At 55.3% G+C, this 13,612-nt stretch carries 7 protein-coding genes and 1 pseudogene; 2 read left to right on the forward strand and 6 right to left on the reverse strand.

From position 1 onward, the window contains the following. Positions 1-254 precede the first annotated feature (254 nt). Positions 255-2,246: an MBL fold metallo-hydrolase gene (locus BLR25_RS05530; RefSeq protein ID WP_091934971.1), complete on the forward strand. Its 1,992-nt coding sequence runs from the start codon at positions 255-257 to the stop codon at positions 2,244-2,246. A gap of 791 nt (positions 2,247-3,037) precedes the next feature. On the opposite strand, the pseudogene BLR25_RS05535 reads toward BLR25_RS05530, so the two are convergent. From BLR25_RS05535 to BLR25_RS05560, 6 genes and pseudogenes are all read right to left on the reverse strand, one after another. Further along, positions 3,038-3,208: pseudogene (locus BLR25_RS05535) on the reverse strand (ATP-binding protein); the annotation flags it as partial. 193 nt (positions 3,209-3,401) lie between these two features. Continuing rightward, positions 3,402-4,136, reverse strand: a complete 735-nt coding sequence (istB, locus tag BLR25_RS05540; protein ID WP_091934975.1) for an IS21-like element helper ATPase IstB — start codon at positions 4,134-4,136, stop codon at positions 3,402-3,404. Positions 4,137-4,156: 20 nt separating this feature from the next. Then, a complete protein-coding gene (gene istA, locus BLR25_RS05545) occupies positions 4,157-5,704 on the reverse strand; it encodes an IS21 family transposase (protein WP_091934979.1) in 1,548 nt (515 codons plus the stop codon). 180 nt (positions 5,705-5,884) lie between these two features. Continuing rightward, complete coding sequence (locus BLR25_RS05550; protein WP_091934982.1) at positions 5,885-6,487, reverse strand: helix-turn-helix domain-containing protein; 603 nt, start codon at positions 6,485-6,487, stop codon at positions 5,885-5,887. Between the two features lie 1,226 nt (positions 6,488-7,713). Next, positions 7,714-9,600 carry a putative bifunctional diguanylate cyclase/phosphodiesterase gene (locus BLR25_RS05555; protein WP_091934985.1) on the reverse strand — a complete coding sequence of 629 codons (1,887 nt, stop codon included), beginning with the start codon at positions 9,598-9,600 and terminating at the stop codon, positions 7,714-7,716. 11 nt (positions 9,601-9,611) lie between these two features. Further along, complete coding sequence (locus BLR25_RS05560; protein WP_245715479.1) at positions 9,612-12,242, reverse strand: chemotaxis protein CheB; 2,631 nt, start codon at positions 12,240-12,242, stop codon at positions 9,612-9,614. Between the two features lie 238 nt (positions 12,243-12,480). Here BLR25_RS05560 and BLR25_RS05565 point away from each other — a divergent pair, with 238 nt between their 5' ends. Further along, positions 12,481-13,521: a sensor histidine kinase gene (locus BLR25_RS05565; RefSeq protein ID WP_176785760.1), complete on the forward strand. Its 1,041-nt coding sequence runs from the start codon at positions 12,481-12,483 to the stop codon at positions 13,519-13,521. The last annotated feature ends 91 nt before the right edge of the window (positions 13,522-13,612 follow it).

Below are 13,612 nucleotides of genomic sequence, written 5' to 3' on the forward strand. Positions count from 1 at the left end.
CTGACCGACCACTCTGGCCGATCATCGCTCGTCGGCCAGAGTCAACAATCGAAGTAGCAACCACCTACGTCTTCTCGAGATTGAAAGTTGACTTCGCGGTAACTACGAAAGCTATAACTCAAACATGGACCACTCAGAGCGCGCATCTCAGATTCTCAAGTAATGATGGCAAAGATCTAGAATTCGGAATCGGCTGTTGTCAGGTTTTTGCTGCAGCTCAAACGCTCGAAATTTGTATGAGATCATCAACCTAAATGAAAGCTAAGTTCATAGGCGCGATTGAACGCGTCACCGGTTCCTGCACGTTGTTAGAGCATTCCGAGGCGGGTCTGCGTTTTCTGGTTGATTGCGGAATGGCGCAAGGAGATCCAAGGGCGTTGGCGAGCAACCTAGCGCCGTGGCCATTCTTAGCGTCACGTATCGATTTCGTTCTTCTTACCCACGCTCACCTTGACCACTGCGGATTGCTACCAAGGCTTGTGCGTGAGGGGTTCACGGGGCAAATCTATTGCACCCGCTTCACAGCGGAACTGGCTCGATTGAACCTGATCAGCGCTTCGACTATGTCTGGCGCACCATTTACGCGAATGGACGTTGAGTTACTCCAGTTCACACACGTCGACGAACTGAACGGTTTCGGATGGGGAAAACCATTCGCAATAACAAAGGGGCTATTCGCATCCTTCCAACCAACCGCGCATATCGGTGGTGCATGCTCCGTCACGATCCGATGGCGCAATGGAGAGGACTCCTGGAAAGAAATGGCATTTAGCGGTGATTTAGGCCCCAACAACGACGAGGTTGCAAACCAGTCTTTGCTTGCGGGGCGCGCCTACCTGAGTGGCGCCCCGCAGTATCTGCTTGTCGAGTCAACCTATGGAGGGCGTGTACGAGAACCGCAGTTCGCTGATGCGAACAACCGACTAAAAGAGTGGAAACGAATCATTCGTTCGGCCGTTGAGACAGTAAAAGCCACCATTGTCGTTCCCTGCTTTAGCATTCACCGTTGCCAAGAGTTGCTCTTCGATATACACGTTGTTCTGGAGCGCAATTTGCGCGAAGAAATTGTCTCTGTACGCCCTTGGCTTACTGAGGACGCTCATATAGAGAACGCTCTCCAACTAGGCCTGCGCGGTAACAAGATCGACCGGCCCATTAATGCTATGCATGAATGGCCCAAAAACCGGCGTGATCACTTCAATGAGATTTTCTTACGCTGCGAGGAGATCGACGATAGCGGCAAACTTCATACAGTCTATCGGCCGATCGCTGACGACAATGTAACGCTCGAGCAGGCTCGGAGTTTGGTGAGAGAGATGCGAGTCTTCACTCCCAAAGTTCGGATTCAGGTAATTCTGGATTCGCCGTTGGGACAGCGCGTAACCTCAGTATTCAGACGTGAACTTAAGCGATGCATGCCCGGATCACCCGGCGTGCCGATGTATCGTAATTGTGCTTTGAAGGAACTACTCGGCCTCGATTCTCAAGTCCAGGTGGACGCTTTGACGGATCGGCTCTTTCTTGGCGAGCGTGAAAGCGAGTCGAAATTTGCATCGTACATACTCCGATTCTGCAAGCCTGAAGAGACTGAAGATGTTATGAAGGATGGGGATGTAAATATTGTCCTCAGCAGCAGCGGTATGTGCGATGTGGGCCCAGTTGTCCCGCATCTAATTCGAGAGTTACCCATCAGTACGTCGACCATAGTGCTGACAGGCTACGCCGACCCCGAGACTGTCGGTGGCAGGTTGCGGGCTGTTTCGCGTTCGTCCGGGAACGCCGTCTCCGAACAACTGAATTTTGGCGACGCTACATTCGAAACCTCGAATATCAGGGCGAAGGTGGAGGATTTGGGAGGCTATTACTCGGGACACGCGGACAGCGACGGGTTGGTTGATTTCGTTTTTCGCCGTATAAGCAGGCACACCATTCCGCAATCGGCATGTCGAGTGTTTATCAATCACGGAGACGAAAGAATGCGCCAAGCGCTGGCCCAATCCATTGAGCAGCGCATAGGTTTTAGGGCAGATACCGACTGCTCTATAGCAGGCATCGAGGTGCCAACACGCGCGTCTGCCTGGTTCGACCTCGATCTCGATAAATGGATTTCGGACGAACCTATCAGCGAAATGGACGAGTTGCGCTCGATGCTTCTGAGACTTTTCCTTGAGCAGCGCCGCACCAACGACCTGCTTGCCGAGACGCTGAAGTTACAGAGACCACCAAGACCAGGGCAGAGAGGCTAGGCCAGACCAAAGTAATATGTTCAAACTATGGTTACGTGCCCAAGGTCAGCTTTGGTACTCGGAGCTGTCGAAATTTTCAATGGCATCGATTGTCTGTTTCGGCCGAGTTGTTTGAATTGCCCCTACAACCGGCTATGCGTCGGGAGCGGTCGTAGATGCAACGGAATCCTTCGTGGGCACTATGGGAACGTACTGGCAAGGCGGAACCCGCGAATGATTGGAACTGTCCACTCATCGCATGAATTTGTATCCTGCATGATGGTCTATGATCAAGTTGACTGCGTTCCCCCTGGTTGTCACTCCATGACTTTGCCGCCCTCCGGGGCGGCTTTTTCTTATGCGTTGAGATCGGAGCCAAATGACAAATCCCATACTTTGTGGGTCGCTTGCGTATTCATGAATTGGTGCTATGCTGGTATCGCAGTAATCGAACTACCCCCCCTTCAAGCCGCCTCCCTTCCGGGCGGCTTTTTTATTACTCGAAAACGTTCCTCGAACGTTGCTGTGACTGTCCGTGCATAGGGGGTAACGGGGCGGCCATTCTCGACAAAACCTTTTCCGTATCGGCTTAGATCGGGGGGCGCTCGAATGTCCGTACCGGGTGAATTCTGTGCAGGCGTGCCGGCTGAAATTTGGTCAGGGGCGAAAGCTGGTTTTCGGATAGCCAGCTGAAGATCAGTGTAGCGTAGTCGTTGTTGGATTGGGCCTCCGGTTCGTTGATGGGAATGCGTTTTTGGCGCTGGAGAGTCCGCGCAGGGCGTAGCCCGGAGCGGAATTTCCAGCGCGGCGGCTCAGAAGGGTTCGGAAACCGGATTGCGTTTGCTCTGTTCTCTGGCCTTGATTCTCGTTCGGGCGACTTCGCTACTGTGCCGGAAGCGATACGACTCGTTTCCGGTTTCGACGATGTGGCAATGATGCGTCAGGCGATCGAGCAGCGCGGTGGTCATCTTGGCATCACCAAAGTGCGCATTCCGACGAACGTGACCGGCTGCACCGACGAACGTGACCGATGCGGAAGTACGGATGTGTGGGGTTCAAATTGTACCCTGACCGGTCACGATGACGTGGTACAGGGTTGTCCATAGGCGGACGACAGCGCGCCTCTCACGCTGGCGGTCGGCCGCCTGTGGGGAACCCGTATGATGGGCGCGGACTTCATGCGGGTTTCGCTTTCCGCATCGACTCGCCGGCCAGCGGAAGGCGGTGAGCGGCGTGCAGGATGCGATCAAGGATCGCATCGGCGAGGGTCGGCTCGCCGAGATACTCATGCCAATGCTCGACGGGCAATTGGCTGGTGATGACGGTGGATCGCGTGCCGACACGATCGTCGAGGATTTCCAGCAAGTCGGAACGTTCTGTGGCGGAAGGCGGCGCCAGCCCCCAGTCGTCGATCAACAGCAGATCGGTTTTGGCCAGCGCGGCCAGACGGCGGGTAAAACTGCCGTCGCCGTGTGCGATGCGCAGCTCCTCGAAGAGGCGCGGCAAGCGGATGTAGAGTGCCGAGAAGCCTTGTCGGCACGCGGCATTGCCGAGCGCGCAAGCCAACCAGGTCTTGCCGCTGCCGGTCGAGCCGGTGATCATGCAATTGTGGTGATGGCGGATCCAGTCGCCGCCGCCGAGCGAAGCGAGGAGCCCCTTGTCCAGGCCGCGTCCGGGACGATAATCGACGTCTTCCAGGCAGGCGCCGCCAACCTTGAGCTTGGCCTGCTTGAGCAGACGCGTGAGCCGCTTGCTATCGCGGAACGCGATCTCCCGATCGACGATCATCGCGAAGCGATCCTCGAACGACAGCGCCGTGGCGCCCGGCTGGCCGAGTTGATCCTCGAAGGCACGCGCCATGCCGTCCAGGCGGAGCGTCTTGAGTTGGGTCAGGCTGTGGTGAGTGAGCATAAGTCTCCTTGGGGTTGAGGTCAGTGGTAGTAGGACGCGCCGCGCACATTGGCGTGCGTCGGCAAGATGAGTTCGCGTTGTTGCGCGCCGGGCAACGGCTGCCGGTCCAGGCCGGCCTTGAGGATGGAAGCGACCGACTTGTAGCGACATGCCCCGAGCGCGATGGCGCGGGCGCAGGCTGCTTCTAGGCGCTCCGGACCGTACTGGCGCGCCAGGCGCATGATTCCCAGGCAGGCGCGATAGCCTTGCTCTGGATGCGGGCGTGATTCGAGCTGGAAACGCACGATTTGGGTGGTCGCCGGGCCGAGTGTGGCGGCCCAGTTGAGCATTCGGCCGGGCGTCCATTCGGCGTGTGCCCGGTGCGAGACCGGCATGTGTTCCGGCACCGTACTGTGCGCGCCGCGATGCGGACTACGCTGGTGCGCGGCCACCCGTTTGCCCTTGAAGAAGCATTCGACGCTGTTCGGGGTGAGGCGAACCTCGATTTCCTGTCGGACGAGCGCGTGTGGCACGCTGTAGTAATGGCCGTCGACCTCGACGTGGTAATCGATGTTGGCGCGGGCCTTCTTCCAGTGCGCGTACTGGAAAGGTGTCGCCGGCAAGGGTCTGAGCGCCGGACGGTCCAGGGACTCGTAGGCGTCCCGGCGGCAGCCGGGGAGCTTCCTGAAGGGTCGGCGGTTGAGGTCGTCGACGAGGTCGGCGATAGCCTCGTTCAGTTCGGCCAGCAAGAAGAAGCGCCGGTGTCTGAGCCGGGCGAGAATCCAGCGCTGGACGATCTGCACGCCGACCTCGACCTTGGCTTTGTCTTGCGGGCGATAGGGACGCGCCGGCAGGACGGCGGTGCCGTAGTGCGCCGCGAATTCGGCCATCGCCCGCTGCGGTTCGGGTTCGTAGCGGTTGGCTTGGCCTATCAGCGCCCGCGGATTGTCGGGGACGATCAGTTCGGGCACGCCGCCGATAAATTGGAGCGCTCGGCCCAGCCCGTCCAGCCAGTCGGCTTGCGTCTCGGCGGCCGTGGCGCAGGCGTAGGTGTAGTTCGAGGCACCAAGCACGGCGACGAAGATGTGCGCCCGGCGAATTTCGCCCGTGGCGGCGTCGATGACCGGGACGGTATCGCCAGCGTAATCGGCGAACAACTTCTCGCCGGCCCGGTGCGTTTGCCGCATCGAGCGCTTGAGCCCCTTGGCATAGTCCCGGTAAAGGTCGCAGAAACGCGAGTACTGGTAGGCCGCCTCGCCCCGCGTTTGCCGATACTCTTCCCAGAGCAGCGCCAGGGTGACGCCGTTCTTCTTCAGTTCCTGATGAATCGCCGCGAAATCCGGCGCCACGTGCCCGCGGGATTTCCCGCGCCCGGTGCGAAGAGCCAGACGGTGTTCCAGCGCCTCTTCATCCAGCGCTCGGATTTGCGCCCAATCCAGCCCCGCCACCTGCGCCGCCTTGACGTACTTGGCGACAACACCTTTCGATAGCTTCAGCGCCCGTCCGATTCGCTCGAACGACAGCGCGCATTCGTATTTGAGCCGCAAAAGCTCCTTGATCTTGTGCATGGCAATCCGTTCCGCCGCCATCCCTTCCCTCGCAAAAAACCCGGGAGGGTAGCGGCTTTGTTAAACGTCTTTGCCACACATCCGCTTTCCGTTCCGACATCGTGACCGTCGATTCCGACAACGTGACCGCCCGTTCCGATACGCCGGCAAAATCGGTCACACTTATTTCGGAATCACCGGTCACGTCCTCGGAATCAGCGGTCACACCTTTTCGGAATCACCGGTCACCTTGCGTCGGAATACGCAACCAAAGACGCTGGCCCACTCGGCAAACGGCAGATTGGTCGTGATCATCACGCTGGTGTGCTCGTACGCCTGCACCACGAAAGCTCGGCAAAAGCACAGCTTTAGATGCGCCGCCATAATCTTGCGCCAAACACCGCCAATGACCAGATGTTCTTCACTCCAGTCGAATTGGTGTGCGTCACCAGGTTCAAATTGCAGCGGCACAAAGGCGCGTACGGCTGACTGTCCATGGCTGGCGTGCCAGGCGCGGATGAAATCCGTGACCGCTGTATAACCCCCGGAGTAGCCGTTGGCCTGAATCATCGACAGCAGTTTCAGCGCTGTGCGCCGCTCACGACGCGGACGACGTGCATCGGCTTTGAGTGCCTGAAGTAGTTCGTCCTTGTATGGCGTCAGCTTGCCGGGCCGGCCTGCGCGTTGGTATTTCGGCGCACTGCCCGCTGGCGCCTTAACCCACTTCTGGACCGTTGTTCGCGACAGTCCAGTTCTCTTTGCGATTTCAGAACGGGACATCCCGTCCCGGTAAAACATCCTGCGTACCTTGCCAAACATTTCCATGGTGATCACCCCGTCTCGCTCCTGCGCAAAAAATGCACAGGGTAGGTTGAACACCCTGACCAGTTTTAAACCGGCACAACCTCTTCAAACTGCCTGGAATTCAGTCGGTACGAACACCTATTGTTGGCAGGATTACGGTCAGTGTCGGGTTTACGCAACATGTTATGCCTCAAACACAAAATTTATGACATGCTCATATCCCCAGGGAAACAAGGATAATTTGTTGATTTTAAAGCTTTTCGTAACTACGATGACCATGTATTCCTCGACCCCCCCATTTACGGCGTGCAGCTTAATATTTGTCTGCAGGCCGTTTTTTTATTCGCTTTGAGCGAATGGGAAGCTAGCACGAACACATGGCGAACAATTTTTTTGCCTTAGTGTTTTTGCCGAGTCATAGCACTTTTAAGACCGTGAACTCTGAAATGGCCAGGAACTCCTCTTCAAGGAGTAGTGGGGCGGCGCAAAAATTTCTGATTACAAAACAAAATTGCCCGATCGATATCGTCCCGAGCAATCCCATTCTTTCGTTCGCTATTAAGTCGAACAAAATTTTCCATCGTTAGGTCGTCAGCCATTTTCGTTGCACGGCAAACGCAGTAATTCGATATTTCGGCTTTCGTATAGTCCGATAGTGATGGAAATTTTCTCGACTCGTCGATGCAGGACACAGACTCTGTAAGAATTACAATACTACGCGCGGTTCCATCCAACGGTGTGGCTTGAAGCATACCAACAAATCCGAACCACAACGCCAGGAGATAACTGAAGTTAACGTACTTCATGACAATCGCCCTCTGTCATTGGAAATGCTGGAAAAGCTCAAGCTCCGTCTGTTCTATCCCATGTGAAATTCTGTCTACACGTTCCCGGAAGCTTCTTGCTTTCTTCTGACTTCGAATTTTCTTGACGGCCCAACCAGCATGAGCCGAGGACCACAAAACATGGGGGCAACAAAAAGCCCCTGTCTCAAAAGGTGCAAGGAGCAGGGGCGAGAGGGGGGTATTGCCTCCTGAATATAGTTCATAGAGCCTGAAATGCAAAATATTCCTGTGTGGCATCGATACAATTCTAAGCGCTAACAGGGTTTCAATACGGTCACTCCTAGCGGAGACTCGTATGAAGACAACCCTTGTAGTGCCTGCGGCCATCTCTTCGTCCCTCGACCACAAACGCCGCGTCAAACCTACTGCTCCCGTTCGAAATGTCAGCGCGAACGCCCGCTACTACTTATCAGTTACGTTCAATAGTTCTTCAAACTGCCCGAGCGGGACTGGCTTGCTAAACAAATAGCCTTGGTAAACACGACAGTTGTGGCGCTCAAGAAATATTCGTTGTGATTCCGTTTCCACGCCTTCTGCAATAACCTCCAATCCCAAGCTTTGCGCCATGGAGATAATCGTTTGAGCAACGACAGCATCGTTCTGACTGTCCGGCAAATTCCTAATGAACGAACGATCTATCTTGATCTGATAAAGCGGCAACCGGGTCAGATAGGCAAGGGAAGAGTGCCCGGTGCCAAAATCATCGATCGAAAAAGCGATGCCATGCGCCTTTAAGGCATGCATCTTGTCGATTGAATCCTCAATGTCCTCAAGCCTCATGCTTTCCGTGAGTTCCAATTTAAGACGCGAAGGATCGGCACCGCTATCTTTCAGAACCTGCAACACCTCGGCGACAAATTCCGGTTGCTGGAACTGTCGCGCGCTAACATTAACGGCGAGTCTAAGTTCTCGTGTCTCCGGCATCGCAGCCCATGCCCTGATTTGGGTGCAAGCCGTTTCGAGCACCCAGTGGCCGACAGACAGAATCAACCCGGAAGCCTCGGCCAACGGAATGAAATCGCCAGGGGACACTTGGCCTCGTGTCGGATGTTCCCAGCGCAGCAGGGCCTCAGCGCCAAGAATTCGACGATCTTGGCCAAACTGCGCCTGGTAGTATAGGCGCAGTTGACCGCGCGCTACTGCCATCCGAAGATCGGCTTCAAGCAGGGTGCGTTCGTCAAGCGCCGATTGCATGCGCGGATCAAAGAAATACAGTGCATTGCGTCCGCAGCTCTTGGCTTTGTACATCGCCATGTCGGCTTGCTTGAGCAGGGTCTCCACCGTAATATTGTGACCGCGGAAAAGGCTGGCGCCAAAACTAGCCGAGCAATGAAATTCACCCCCGATCAGGGTAAAAGATTGCGCGAGGCTTTCCCGAATTTTCTCTCCCACCAGACGAGTCTGCACGGCTGCTTCAGCAGCGTCCCTGCTCAATTCCTTTAGCATCACAACGAACTCGTCCCCACCCAATCGTGCTACCGTGTCGTCGGCACGCACGTTGGCCACAATGCGCTTGGCAGTCTCAACCAGCATTTGGTCACCAATGGCATGTCCACGTGTATCGTTGAGTACTTTGAAGTTGTCCAGGTCGAGAAAAAGCAGCGCACCGTGGTGCCCAGTCCGATAACACCCCTCCATGGCCTGGCTGGCCCGGTCTTGGAATAGGGTGCGGTTCGGCAGGCCTGTCAACTCGTCATAATTGGACTGGTACTCCAATTTTTCTATGTAGCGTTTGCGTTCGGTAATGTCGCGAGCGATACCTGTTGCTTGCCATTTTCCACGTAATTTCATGGCGGAAAGCGACAGTTCGATGGGGATTTCCGTCCCGTCCTTACGCAACGCCACCAGTTCCTGTGTTTTGCCTACCGCACTGCCTTCCCCACTGCGGAAGAAATGTTCCCAACCGCGCCGCGCAGCTTCGCGAAACCGGGGGGGCGTCAAGAACTCATGCAGCGACAGACCCAGAACATCGGCCTGCTTGAAGCCAAAAATTGCTTCAGCTGCGGGATTCCAGACCGTGATAGCGCCGTGTTCGCCTTCCAGAATGACCAAAGCGTCACGCGTCGTTTCCATGGCAACGCGCAGACGCTCTTCGCTCTCCTCTAATGCACTTTGGAGGCGTCGCAATTCACTGTTCTGCATTTCGAGTTCGACCTGATGCACTTGCAGTTCGTGCAGAAGGCGTTGTGCATCCGTTTCGTTGACGGGGAACTCCGTTGATTGTTTCGCTAGATTTTCCTCGGCGCGTCGGCGCAATTTACTGGGACTGCAGCGGGCGGTTCGGTCCATAACTGCTCCTCCTAAGCCCCTAGCCGCTTCAGATCTGCCTCGAGTTGCTTCATCTTGGTGATTTCGATGAAGGTCATTACCACGCCATCGATTACATTGTCCTGGGTTCGATAAGGCATGACACGCACTCGATACCAACGACCATCCCTGGTCGGAATCTCCTTTTCTTGGAACACCAGGCTACGCAACACTTCAAGCGCGTCATTCTTCAACTGGGGGTACTCCAGGTCGGTAACAACGTCTGAAAGTGGTCGCCCGACGTCGCCGGGAATCAGTTTGAAGAGCTTAGTAGCATACGTGGTGAAGCGGCGCAGCATCAATTCATTGTCGAGGAAGATCGTCGCGATTTCAGTGCTATTGAGCAGGTTGGTCATATCGTTACGCACCCAAGTGAGATCATCCACTTTGGATTGCAGTTCGGCATTGACCGTTTGTAGTTCCTCGTTGAGCGACTGCAACTCTTCCTTCGAGGAGGTCAGTTCTTCGTTGGTCGATTGCAACTCTTCGTTGGTGGATTGCAGTTCCTCGTTGCTCGACTTGAGTTCCTCTACGGTGGTTTGCATTTCCTCGCGGGTAACCTGAAGCGCTTCGCGAGTTTGCTGCAATTCCTGCATCAGCGCACTCTGATCGCTTTGTGAGCCCTTCCTGCTCGTTCTGCGCTGACTCCGCGGCGTGGGTACATCCTTGAAAACGATGATGACACGCCCGCGAAGGGCGTCCGGCTTTTCTATAGCCTGCACAACTACATTGACGACTTGTGTGCCGCCATTTGTGCCAATATGCAGTCCATTCATCAGAATCGGCACTGAATCCTTCAGGGCCCGGGAGATAACACCAGTGAGCGCCTCGCGCAATCCCTCGCGTGCCATGGCATGGATGTTAATGTTGAATTTCCCCGCCGCGGGTTCGAGGTATTTTCCAGTGCGTCCGCTCACATATAGGATGTCCCCCTCTGCATTGACCAGCACGGCTGCTGGTGCGAAAGTTTGCTGGATGAATTGGTCGGTGAGTTGCGCAAGGTTTTCGCCGGGCAGGGAGTGCGAGGGGGGGGCGATGAATAATGGTGTGCTGGGCATTTTGCGGGGAAACTCCAGTTCGGAAATCGACTGTACTTGGTCACAGCGACGAAAAATACGCGCCTTCTGGTTGATCGGCGAAAACAGGTTGTTGAAATTCCCTACGCTTTCGGCGTTGCCAAGGACGAGCAAAGCGTCCGGGTTGAGCGCGTAATAGAATAGCGGCAGAAGCTTTTTCTGCATCTTTCCATCAAAGTAGATCAGCAGATTGCGACAGGTGAGAATGTCGAGCTTGGTAAAAGGCGGGTCGGAAATGACGTTTTGTACGGCAAAGACCAGCATGTCACGAATTTTCTTGCTGATGCGATAACCGTTCCTTTCTTCAGGCGTGAAATATTGGGCTAGCCGTTCAGGTGAGACGTCCTTTGAGATATTCGCGGGATAGAGTCCCTTGCGCGCGGTATCGATGGCATCGGTGTCAAGATCGGTGGCGTAGATCTGCAGTGTGAAGCGCGCCTCCGGCTTCTGTTGCGCCAAGACATCCTTAAATACCATGGCCAGCGTATAGGCTTCTTCGCCAGTCGAGCAAGCGGGAACCCAGGCACGCAAAGCCCGACCCCGCGGGTGTCGCGCCAGTAAGGCCGGGAGTGCTTTCGTACGTAGATGTTCCCACACGTCTGCATCGCGGAAGAAACTGGTGACACCGATCAGCAACTCCTTGAACAGCAGGTCCAGCTCGTCAGGGTTGTCGCGCAGATAGCGCACGTAGTCGTCTATGGCAGCGATCTGGTGCACTGCCATACGCCGCTCGATCCTGCGATGCAGTGTATTGTTCTTGTACTGGGAAAAATCGTTACCCCCACGATCACGCAGCAAGATGATGATCTTGTCGAGTGCGCGATGAACGTCGGTCGGCGTGGGCGCTTCGGAATGCGCTGAGAGCGCGGGATATCCCAGATGGTCGGCAATCATTTTCGCTAGTGCCTCGGGTATGGCCACACTGTCCGCCAAACCCGCTTCGATGACGCTCCGGGGCATACTATCGGCCAAGGCACTGGTTGGTTCTTGCGCCAGGGTTAGTCCGCCCTTGTCCTTGATCGCGCGCACCCCACAGAGACCGTCAGAACCCATTCCGGAAAGGACGACTCCAATGGCTTTTGAGCGCCGGTCTTCCGCCAAGCTACGGAAGAAGAAATCGATCGGCAGGTGCTGGCCATCGGGCTTGGAGAACTCAAATAATCGGAGTGTGCCGTGCAAGAGGGAAATATCCCGATTAGGCGGAATGATATAGACGAACCCCGTCTGCAAGACCAAGCCGTCCGTGGCCTCCGCGACGACCATCGAGGTAACCCGCTGTAGCAACTCTGGCAAGACACTGGCGTGGTCAGGTGCTAGATGCTGGATAACGACAAATGTTGCGCCAATTCCTGCTGGCACGTGGCGAAAGAACTTTTCCAGGGCATTGAGGCCGCCCGCCGAGCAACCAATGCCGATAACGGGGAAATCCGTTGGAATCATGGCGGCCGGAGCACTGTCGGCTATTTCCACCGTGCTCGGCTCAAGCAGAGAAGGAGCAGCGAGTTGGATGTCTTTGGTCACCGGCATAATGTTCTTCTTGGGCGTCATTGCTACCCTTTGATTTGATGTTGTCGTGGAGTTGAGCACTTGGTGATGGGCACAGCCATCAATACCATTATCACCATCTACTGACAACTCGGGACACGAATTGCCTACGTCATTAGATTACTTGGTTTCTAAACACGGGCGTAATATGGTGTTGTTATATGTTCACCACTTTCTACTCAAAGACTTCACGGGCAGCCACGATGGGAGCCGGGCACGTCTAATAACAGGGGGACTTGTCATGGCGAAGAACAGCGGGGCATGTGAACCAGCGGAACTGCGTCGACTTGCCGAGGAGCAAGTAATGCAGCAGGAAAAATCACTTCCGGTTGGTGACGGCGAAAGACAACGCCTGATTCATGAACTGAGGGTCCATCAGATCGAACTGGAATTGCAAAATTCCGCGCTGAGAGAGACGCAGGATGCAATGATGGAAGCGTTAAACCGTGAAGCGGAGATCAAGGCGCATCTTGAAGAGCTCGTTGCAGAGCGCACTCGTGAACTGGCTCTGGCCAAAGAAGCCGCCGAGGCAGCTAACCGCGCCAAGAGCACTTTCCTGGCTAACATGAGCCATGAAATCCGCACACCATTGAACGGCATCATCGGGATGGCACATATCCTCAGACGCCATGCTGAGAATCCCTTCCAAACCAAACGCCTCGACAACATCAACACCGCAGCTGAACACCTGCTCAATATCATTAACGACATTCTCGACATCTCCAAGATCGAAGCCGGCGATCTTGTCTTGGAGAAAGCCCCTATCGATATCAACAGCCTGTTGGCCACAGTTAAATCTATCCTGACTGCACACGCACAGGCAAAGGGGATTGCTCTTCAGGTTATAACGGACACGGCCTGGCCCCTATTGCAGGGCGACGAGGCACGTCTGAAGCAAGCCTTGATCAACTACGTTAGTAATGCCGTCAAGTTTACCGATCGGGGAGCCGTCACGCTACGCGCGATGAAGCAGCAAGAAGATCCCGATTCGGTAGTTATCCGTTTTGAGGTTCAGGACACCGGAATCGGGATTGCCCCTGAAACGCTACCAGGCCTGTTTAAAGTTTTTTCGCAGGCCGACGGTTCAACGACACGCAAGTACGGAGGCACCGGACTAGGACTCGCCATTACCAAGCGGTTGGCGGAAATGATGGGAGGTGAAGCAGGAGTTGAAAGTACGGTCGGAGTCGGCAGCACATTCTGGCTAACGGCTAGACTGATCAGTTGCAATAATCAACGTGCTCCGTTTCAACTCAATTTCCGAGACCAAACTAGTACTTAGTCCGCATTAAGCCGATTGTCGCATTCTGGTTGTGGAGGATAATCCATTCAGTCTCAATATGATCAATTCATGCTTGAGGACGTAGGGTTAC

Source organism: Propionivibrio dicarboxylicus (assembly GCF_900099695.1).
GTDB classification, from domain to species: Bacteria; Pseudomonadota; Gammaproteobacteria; order Burkholderiales; family Rhodocyclaceae; genus Propionivibrio; species Propionivibrio dicarboxylicus.

Bases quoted from the DNA above. Each gene is read 5' to 3' on its own strand.
- istB (WP_091934975.1), bottom strand. From the start codon at position 4,136: ATGCTCACTCACCACAGCCTGACCCAACTCAAGACGCTCCGCCTGGAC.
- BLR25_RS05530 (WP_091934971.1), top strand. From the start codon at position 255: ATGAAAGCTAAGTTCATAGGCGCGATTGAACGCGTCACCGGTTCCTGC.
- istA (WP_091934979.1), bottom strand. From the start codon at position 5,704: ATGGCGGCGGAACGGATTGCCATGCACAAGATCAAGGAGCTTTTGCGG.
- BLR25_RS05550 (WP_091934982.1), bottom strand. From the start codon at position 6,487: ATGGAAATGTTTGGCAAGGTACGCAGGATGTTTTACCGGGACGGGATG.
- BLR25_RS05565 (WP_176785760.1), top strand. From the start codon at position 12,481: ATGGCGAAGAACAGCGGGGCATGTGAACCAGCGGAACTGCGTCGACTT.
- BLR25_RS05555 (WP_091934985.1), bottom strand. From the start codon at position 9,600: ATGGACCGAACCGCCCGCTGCAGTCCCAGTAAATTGCGCCGACGCGCC.
- BLR25_RS05560 (WP_245715479.1), bottom strand. From the start codon at position 12,242: ATGACGCCCAAGAAGAACATTATGCCGGTGACCAAAGACATCCAACTC.